The organism is Chloroflexota bacterium (assembly GCA_018648225.1).
Lineage (GTDB): Bacteria > Chloroflexota > Anaerolineae > Anaerolineales > UBA11858 > NIOZ-UU35.
Genome location: JABGRQ010000081.1, coordinates 62,816 through 71,409 on the forward strand (window position 1 = coordinate 62,816; position 8,594 = coordinate 71,409).

Consider the following 8,594-nt stretch of genomic DNA (forward strand, 5'->3'; position numbering starts at 1 on the left):
GTGTTTTATTAATTCTTTAACGCGAAGCCGCAAAGATGCCAGGTCTCAAAGTTTGTAGTCATCATTTTTTCATTGCGCCTTTGCTTCCTTGCGCCCTTGCGTTAAACTTTTCATTCTTCGGAGGTGCATTGTGATCGATATTAATTTAATCCGCGAAAATCCCGACATAGTACGCGAGTCACTGCGTAAACGCCAGAGCGACCCCGCCCCGGTGGAACAAATTCTGACGCTGGATGAACAGCGCCGCGAGCTAATTTTGCAAGGTGAAACCCTCAAAGCCGAGCGCAATGTGGTTTCTAAAGAAATTGGCAAAATGAAAGACGCGGCTGCGCGGCAAGAAAAAATCGATGCCATGCGCGTCGTCGGCGACCAGATCAGCGAAATCGACGAACAACTGCGCGGCGTAGAAACCGAACTCAATGCCCTGATGTCCACCCTGCCCAATGTCCCCGGCGAGCAAACTCCCTACGGCGTGGATGAAAGCGAAAACGTGGTGTTGAAAACCTCGGGGGAGATTCCCGAGTTTGACTTCGAACCCAAACCCCACTGGGAACTTGGTCCCGAACTGAGCATTATCGACTTTGAGCGCGGCGTCAAACTGACCGGCTCACGCTTCTATGTGCTCAGCGGAGCCGGAGCGCGCCTGCAACGGGCGCTGATTGCCTTTATGCTCGATCTACATATCAAGCAGGGTTACACCGAAAAATACACCCCCTTCATGGTCAAAACCGAAACTGTCTACGGTGCGGGGCAACTGCCCAAATTTGCCGATAATCTCTACAAAGACCACGAAGAAGAATTGTACTTCGTCCCCACCGCCGAAGTGCCCCTCACCGGCTATCACATGGACGAAATCATCGATGAAGCCGAACTGCCGCTGAATTACACCGCCTATACGCCCTGCTTCCGCCGCGAAAAGATGAGCGCCGGGCGCGATGTACGCGGCATCAAGCGCGGTCATCAGTTCGACAAAGTCGAGATGTATATGTACACCAAACCCGAAGATTCCCCGGCGGCCTTCGAGAAAATGTTCGCCGATGCCGAAGAAACTGCCGAACTGCTGGGCCTGCCCTACCGCACGCATCAACTTTGCACCGGCGATCTCGGCTTTGGGGCCAGCATCACCTACGATCTCGAAGTGTGGGCGGCGGGCTGCGGCGAGTGGCTGGAAGTTTCCTCCGTCTCGAATGTCACCGACTTCCAGGCGCGGCGCGCCAATATCCGCTATCGGCCTGAGGGCGGGGGCAAGGTTCAATTTTTGCATACCCTCAACGGGTCTGGGTTGGGCCTCCCCCGCGTGATGATCGCTATTCTCGAAAACTATCAGCAAGCCGATGGTTCGGTCGTCGTTCCCGAAGTGCTACGCCCGTGGATGGGTGGGATTGAGGTTATTCGACCGGAGTGAAGCAACTTGCCGCACCGATTTTCGTAGACAGGTATTAGTTGATTACCTGTTCCCCCGTAAGGAGTTCTCATGCCCGAATGGATTCTCGCAACAAGTCGCTTTCTCATTATCCTCACCATGGTCGTGGGGCAGCTCGGTCTGGTCATCCCTATCTTCCCCGGCAACGTGGTCATTTGGGCTGCGGCCCTGGTCTATGGCATTTTATTTGGATTTGGCAAACCCGGCGGGATTCTCTTCGGGGTTATCACCCTGCTGATGTTCGTAGCCGTCACCGCCGATAATGTTTTTATGGGCGCCAAAGCCCGCGAGAAAGGCGCCGCCTGGCCTTCGATTTTCGCGGCCCTGGCCGCAGCGGTAGTCTTTACCTTTATGTTTCCCCCCATTGGCGGGTTGATCGCCGCCCCGTTGGTGCTGTACCTGATGGAGTTTCGCCGCCTGAACGACAGCAAACAAGCCACCGAGATCGTCAAAGGGCTGATGCTCGGTCTGGGGCTTTCGTTTGCAGCGCGCTTCGCGTTGGGCTTAGTGATGATCGGTTTGTGGGCAGTGTGGGCTTATTGAGGTTGAAAAAACGTCATCCCTACCCCCAGGCGTTCCAACCCCTCTTCGGCCCAGTGGCGGATAAACGCGGAATCATCTTCGAGATAGGCAAATAATACCGGTATCGTGCCCTGATCTTGCATTTTTGCCAGGGCGCGCACGGCCTCCAGACGAACAGTTTGGGGGCCGTTTTGCATCACATCACTCAGCGCGGAAATGGCATCCGCTCCGATGGCGATCAGCGCATCGGCGGCCAGACGGCGCAGGAGTTGGTCTTCGGCTGGGAGGGCGGCGATTAGGGCAGGGATGGCATCGGCATGGGGATGTTCTCTCAGCCCCAGGGCGGCGCATTGCCTGACAGCCAGGTCTTCGTCTTTGAGCAAACCTGCGAGTAGAGTCCCGACCTCGGGAGTAGCAATCAACGCCAAAGTCCGCGCCGCCCACCAGCGCGTATCCGCATCCGCAGCGTTGAGCAAATCCCCCAGCGCGGGAATAGCCGCTTCCCCAAACGCGGCAATCTGATGCGCGGCGGCTTCGGCGAGTTCATCATCACCAGCCATTAAATCGGCAAAGAGTTTTTTAGAATCGGGCATGGCGATGAAACAAAGACACGAAGACATAATTTAAATTTCTTTGTGCCTTCGTGCCTCTGTGGTGAGTAGCTATTTTTCTGGCGGGGGGATGGGGAGCGCATCTTTGGCGGTTTCAACCCATTTGTCGCCTTCGTCGATGAGCATCACAGGGATGTCTTCGCGCACGGGGTATTTGCGCCCGCAGTCGGCGCAGACAAACCAGGTTTCTTTGTAGAATTCAAGTTCGCCGCCGGTTTCGCGCACGCAGGCGGGGCATCGTAAAATTTCGATAAGTTCTTGACTGACCATTTTTTACTCCATTTTATTGTTCAGGTGACAGTCACTTTTGAAGTGACTGTCACCTGGTTTCAAAATTTATACATCCTCAAAGCGAATATTGACATTGGTCATGCTGTTGCCCAGATCAACGCCCTGAATGACAATCGCTTGCCCTTTGGCGTGTCCATCAAAGACCATGCTGAAGGTAGTATCGGTGATTGCAGTGTTGATTTTTCGCTCCGTCAGGCCCATCTCGGCAAAAATGCGGCGATAAAAATCGATCGCCTGTTCAAGGGTCATACTGGTGGCAAAATTGACCTGATCGTCGCCACCGGTGAAATTTTGTACATCATCGGGCAGGGGAAATTCGGTATCGTAATCGCCCGATTTCCCGGGCGGCGGGCCTGCGGGCTTTTCTTCGCCCGGAGGCGGCGCTTCAAGGGTAGGTTTTGCACCAGGAGGCGCATCTTGTTGGATGGGTGGCTGGGCTTCTTCGGCAGCGGGAGCTTCAGCGCCGCCGTTGACCAGGGAACAAGCCAGGCTGGCTACCAACAAGGTGATGAGTACCCATGCAAAAAGGTGTTTATTTTTCATAATATTTTTCTCTCAATATCTTTACTACGAAAGTTCACAGCTAACGGCAGGCCTCGCGCCAGGCATCCAAATCCCAATTTTTCTTCAGGAAATCGAAATTCAGAGCGTTGGTCTGGGGGCAAAATTCATCGCTGGCGAGTTCATATTCTACCCCAAAAACGGCTTTTCCGGCTTCAACGAAGGGCAGCAACATTTCGCACTCACCATAATAGGGGCATTCTTCGTTGAGCGCCCAATCGTAATAGGCCACCAGATCGGGGATTTGGTTGAGATCATTTTTCAGCCCAATCGAGAGACCGCGTGCGTGGGCCTGTTCGGCGAGCCAGAGATTGAAATCCAGTTGATGCTGATATGCCAGTTCAAATCCCGATGGATTTTCGTAGGCGTTGACGTTGTCGGGGTCTACGCCGTCACAGCCTTTCTCGACGGCCAGATCAAGGCGGGCAGCCATCAACGGGGCCAGCACATCCAAGGCGCGAATATCCAGCCAGTATTCGCCCGGCCAGCCCTCGAGCGGATCCCCGATGACATCTTTGGGAAACTGGCCCGCGTCGGGACGCCACTCTTCCCAACTCCCGGCGCTGAAATAGCAAATCACCACGCGCCCATCGGCGCGCAATTGTTCGATAATCTGCTCAGAGACTTCAAAGAGATCAATATCGTACATTTCAACATCAAAGGAGATATCCGGTCCGGCGCTGCTGAGTTCGATCTGCCAACTTGTGCCCGGGACGGGCTGCCACCACGCGCCTGTCTCCGCAGGCACGGGCGTGTTCACCGGAGCAACCGTCGCGGGTGGCTCAATTTGCTCAGAGATACCAATACAGGCGCTAAGGGCGAAAAATAGCAGGATGAAAACCGCATAGAAAAAGGATTTGGGAAAATGAGCAGCAATTTGCACAGATTGAACCCGTTTTTATTGAAACGTAATCGTTTCAACGCGCACATTTTCCACCCCGGCCAATTTGCGCAACTCATCCATCAACTCGGGGCTGATGCGGGTATTAAAATTGGGGAAATCTAGCAAATAACCGCCACCATTCTCGAAAATGTGGAAATTAAAACGATCAGCTCCCGGTGTGCTGATGAGTTTGCCAAAAATACGCCGGATAAGCAGCACATCGCGCACCTTGCCCAGCCCCGGGCGCAACACCACCGTCAACATGCGGCGCGCTTCGCCATCCTGGGGGGCTTCGGGAGGCACAACCGGCAGCATACTACTCACTTGCTCGGCCAACGTTTCGCTCAAATCCAGCGCCGCGGTCAGCGGCGGAGCCTCCACCACAGGCTCACTCACCGGATTTGGCTCGACAATCTTGGGTTGCGAGGGAGGCAAGATTTCGGGCGGTGCGGTCTGCTTCGCTGCGGGGGCAACTTCATCCCAGCTATCATCAAAGGGAGGCGGAGGGGGTGGCATCCCGGCAGGGGCGGCGGAATCATCATAAATGGGAGGCGATTCGGCAACCTGCGGCACTCGCTGCGCTCGCTGTGCTCGGCGGGACTCACCCTGGGGTTGGTCGGTTTTCTCGGAGGCAGGTTTTACTTTAGGGGTGGGCTTTGCGCCTCCCCACCTCGGCTGCAAATGATCCCCCGAAACTGGCTCCACAACCACCTCATCCAGGGGAACGACGTGCCGCAACTCTGTCGAAACGCGATCCACAAGAATTTTTGGCTCGCCTCGGGCCGCATCCACTTTTCCCTCTATCAGCACAATGGCATCGTGATCGAGCACTTCACGGTAGGCCGCCCAGGTGCGCGGAAAAACTACCAGATCGAAATTGCCTTGCATATCTTCGAGGGTGATAAAGGCCATCGGCTGGCCGCGCTTGGTAATATGTGGGCGAATGCGGCTGACAATACCGGCTACGCGCACGGGCTGCTGATCGCTGGCTTCGGCCAAATCGCTGGAATAGTGCGTTGTATTCTGCGCGATGGCATCGATCACCGAACTGAGGGGGTGATCGGAAACATACAGGCCAATGAGTTCACGCTCCCAATCGAGCTGGGTGCGCTGCGGAATTTCGTGGAAGGGTTCAGGGAGTTCGATATGGTCGTCCAGACCCGTTTTAGCGCCAAACATGCTCAACTGTCCGCTTTCGGCGGCAGAAAAATAAGACGAGCTGATCGAAACCAGCCGGTCGAGAGCTTCCAGGAGTACCTGGCGCGAACCAAAACAATCGAGCGCCCCCACCTTGATGAGACATTCAAGGGAGCGCTTGCCCACCTTGCGAAGGTCGGCGCGCTGCACAAAATCGTTGATGTCGGCAAAAGGGGCCTCTTTGCGGGCTTCAATGATGAGGTCTACCGGGTTTTGCCCCACATTTTTGACGGCCCCCAGCCCAAAGCGGATGGCGGAAGAAGACCGGGTACCGGAGACCGGGGACGGGGGTAAAACTTGTTCTCCGTCTTCTGTCTTCTGTCTTCCATCTTCTATGGAGAAATCCCACAGACTCGAATTGACATCCGGCGGCAGAACCTCGATGCCCATGCGACGGCAATCGGCCACATAAACCGCTACGCGGTCGGTATCTCCCTGGAAAACCGAGAGCAGGGCAGTCATATATTCTACAGAATAATGTGCCTTGAGGTAAGCAGTCTGCACGGCGATGACGCCATAATCGGCGGCGTGGCTCTTGTTGAAGCCATAGCGGGCAAATTCTTCCCAATCGGCGAAGATACCGGCGGCAACATCTTTGTCAATGCCCCGCTCAACCGCTCCGGCAATAAACTTGACGCTATGCTTATCAATGACATCTTTCTGCTTTTTTGAAATGGCTTTGCGCAAATAGTCGGCTTCGGAGGCAGTGTACCCGGCCAGTTCCACGGCGGCGCGCATGATCTGTTCCTGATAAACCGGGAGGCCAAAAGTCTCCTTGAAGATTGGCTCCAAAGAAGGATGGGGATAGGTGACTTCTTCGAGACCGTGCATGCGGCGAATATAGCTGGGAATAAAATCCATCGGCCCCGGGCGGAAGAGCGAAATCATGGCGATGACATGATCCAGATTATTGGGCTTCATTTCAACCAGATTGCGACGCATCCCCGCGCCTTCTACCTGGAAAACCCCGGCGGTTTCGCCGCGGCTCATCAGCTCGTAGCTGTCTGGATCATCGAGGGGAATATTGTTGAGATTGAATTCGATACCGTGGCGTTCAAAAATCAGGTCGCACGCCCGCGCCATCACAGTGAGGGTGGAAAGGCCCAGAAAATCAACCTTTAGCAAACCCTGTTCATCAATCACCGACATTTCAAACTGGGTGACGGTTTTGATGGGGCTGTCTTGCGCCTGTCCGGTTGGGCGGTGCAAAGGCAGATATTCGATAATTGGCTTGTCGGCAACAACCACTCCGGCGGCGTGCGTTCCGGCGTTGCGCACCACACCCTCCATACCTTTGGCGGTATCGATCAGGTTGCGCGCATAACTGGACGATTCGTACATCTGCTTAAAATCAGGGACATCTTCCAATGCCTGCTCGATCGTAACCGGTTTGCCAGGCACATTGGGGATCAGCTTGGCGATGCGATCCACTTCATTGATGGGAATATCCATCACGCGCCCCACATCACGGATGGCGGCGCGCGCTTTCATGGTGCCGAAGGTGATGATCTGGGCGACTTTGTCATCACCATATTTACGGGCGGTATAAGTCATCATCTCCGCGCGGCGGTCGTCACGAAAGTCGAGATCAATATCGGGCATAGAAACGCGCCCCGGGTTAAGAAAACGCTCAAAAATCAGGCCATGTTCTATCGGGTCTACCAGCGTGATCGCCAGGGTATAGGCCACAATCGAACCCGCCGCCGAGCCACGGGCGTTATACCAGATGCCCTCTTTCTCGGCGTAGACGCACAAATCCCACACAATCAGGAAGTAAGCGTCAAAGCCCATTTTGTGGATAATATCCAACTCGTAATTGAGCCGTTCCTGGTAAATATCGTCCTGGGCACGCGCACCATAACGCCACTCCAGGCCTTTTTCGCACAGTTCCCGCAGATAAGTTTCGGCGGTGTGGCCTTCGGGTACGGGGAAATCGGGCAGATGATATTCCGTAAAACCTAAATCGACATTGCAATTTTCAGCAATCAGCAAGGTGTTGCTTAACGCTTCGGGCACCTCGGCAAAAATGCGCCCCATCTCATCAGCGGTCTTAAGGTAGTACGTCTTGTCCGACATGCGCATTCGCTTCGGGTCTGTGAGCAACGAACCCGTCTGCACGGCCAGTAAAATATCTTGCAATTCGGCATCGCTGGGGTTGATATAGTGGACGTCATTCGTCGCCACATAACGCGCCTTGTAGCGCGGCCCCAACGCCAATAACCCTTTGTTGATTTGTTCCAGCTCTGGAATTTCGTGTTGTTGCAGTTCTATGAAGAAGCGATCTGGCCCAAAGACTTCGTAATACCAATCGAGCTTCTGGCGAGCCGCGTCCATCTGCCCCTGATTAACGGCGCGCGGAATTTCAGCGGCCATACAACCTGATGTAGCGATCAACCCCTCCGAGTGCGCGGCCAAAAACTCATGGTCGATACGCGGGAAATAATAGAAGCCCTGCAATTGCGCTGCGGAGGCAATTTTGAGCAAATTCAGATACCCGGTCTGATTCTCGGCCAACAGCATCAGGTGTGATGATTTTTTATCCTTCACCGAATCGCGGTCCTTCATCCCCCGGGCAGCCATATAGGCTTCCAGGCCGATGATCGGCTTGACCCCGGCCTTGGTGGCTGCGTTATAGAAGTCGATCACCCCAAACATTGTCCCATGGTCGGTGATAGCCAGGGCGGGCATCTCCAACTCGGCGGCGCGTTGAACCAGCTTCTTGATATTGCTGAAACCATCCAAGAGCGAGTATTCTGTGTGAACGTGAAGGTGAACGAAGTCGGACATGGGTAAGTTCGATTATAGCACGGAGGTTCGATATATTTTTCTACGCCGGGCTTAAAGAATCGAATACTTTAAGATTTACGCTAATCACTCAAAATGGGTATCGAATTTTTTTCTTTCCCCGTGGTGCCGATAATGCCCAGTAATGTGCCTGGCACAAAAACTAACGCAAATGGCACAAGCAGCAACCTGGTTTCAGCCATCACGCTGTAGAACAGATGGATAATGAACCACACCGGAACAATCACCAGAAAAAACGATTGCAAACTTCTAGCAGTTTGTCGGAGAGCAAACAAAGATAGCAAAAACGGTGATAGACTTC

Annotated in this window: 8 protein-coding genes; 2 read left to right on the forward strand and 6 right to left on the reverse strand. The window is 54.2% G+C overall.

Annotated features, from left to right (window positions below; all coding sequences use genetic code 11):
- Positions 1-130 precede the first annotated feature (130 nt).
- Together serS and HN413_07230 are read left to right on the forward strand one after the other, a co-directional pair.
- A complete protein-coding gene (gene serS / locus HN413_07225) occupies positions 131-1,405 on the forward strand; it encodes a serine--tRNA ligase (protein MBT3390188.1) in 1,275 nt (424 codons plus the stop codon).
- A 69-nt stretch (positions 1,406-1,474) separates the two neighbouring features.
- On the forward strand, positions 1,475-1,966 hold the full coding sequence (locus HN413_07230; GenBank protein MBT3390189.1) for a DUF456 domain-containing protein: 492 nt from the start codon (positions 1,475-1,477) through the stop codon (positions 1,964-1,966).
- Here the strand turns inward: HN413_07230 and HN413_07235 are convergent.
- The 6 genes from HN413_07235 to HN413_07260 all read right to left on the reverse strand — a co-directional run bounded on the left by HN413_07235 (position 1,960) and on the right by HN413_07260 (position 8,538).
- Positions 1,960-2,565, reverse strand: a complete 606-nt coding sequence (locus tag HN413_07235; GenBank protein MBT3390190.1) for a hypothetical protein — start codon at positions 2,563-2,565, stop codon at positions 1,960-1,962. The two genes, HN413_07230 and HN413_07235, sit on opposite strands and share 7 nt — an antisense overlap.
- A 42-nt stretch (positions 2,566-2,607) precedes the next feature.
- On the reverse strand, positions 2,608-2,826 hold the full coding sequence (locus HN413_07240; protein ID MBT3390191.1) for a Trm112 family protein: 219 nt from the start codon (positions 2,824-2,826) through the stop codon (positions 2,608-2,610).
- 66 nt (positions 2,827-2,892) lie between these two features.
- Positions 2,893-3,390, reverse strand: coding sequence for a hypothetical protein (locus tag HN413_07245; GenBank protein ID MBT3390192.1), 498 nt, complete (start codon positions 3,388-3,390; stop codon positions 2,893-2,895).
- Between the two features lie 40 nt (positions 3,391-3,430).
- Positions 3,431-4,291, reverse strand: a complete 861-nt coding sequence (locus HN413_07250) for an endo alpha-1,4 polygalactosaminidase (protein MBT3390193.1) — start codon at positions 4,289-4,291, stop codon at positions 3,431-3,433.
- Positions 4,292-4,306: 15 nt separating this feature from the next.
- Positions 4,307-8,275, reverse strand: coding sequence for a DNA polymerase III subunit alpha (locus HN413_07255; GenBank protein ID MBT3390194.1), 3,969 nt, complete (start codon positions 8,273-8,275; stop codon positions 4,307-4,309).
- An 80-nt stretch (positions 8,276-8,355) separates the two neighbouring features.
- On the reverse strand, positions 8,356-8,538 hold the full coding sequence (locus HN413_07260; protein ID MBT3390195.1) for a hypothetical protein: 183 nt from the start codon (positions 8,536-8,538) through the stop codon (positions 8,356-8,358).
- Positions 8,539-8,594 lie beyond the last annotated feature (56 nt).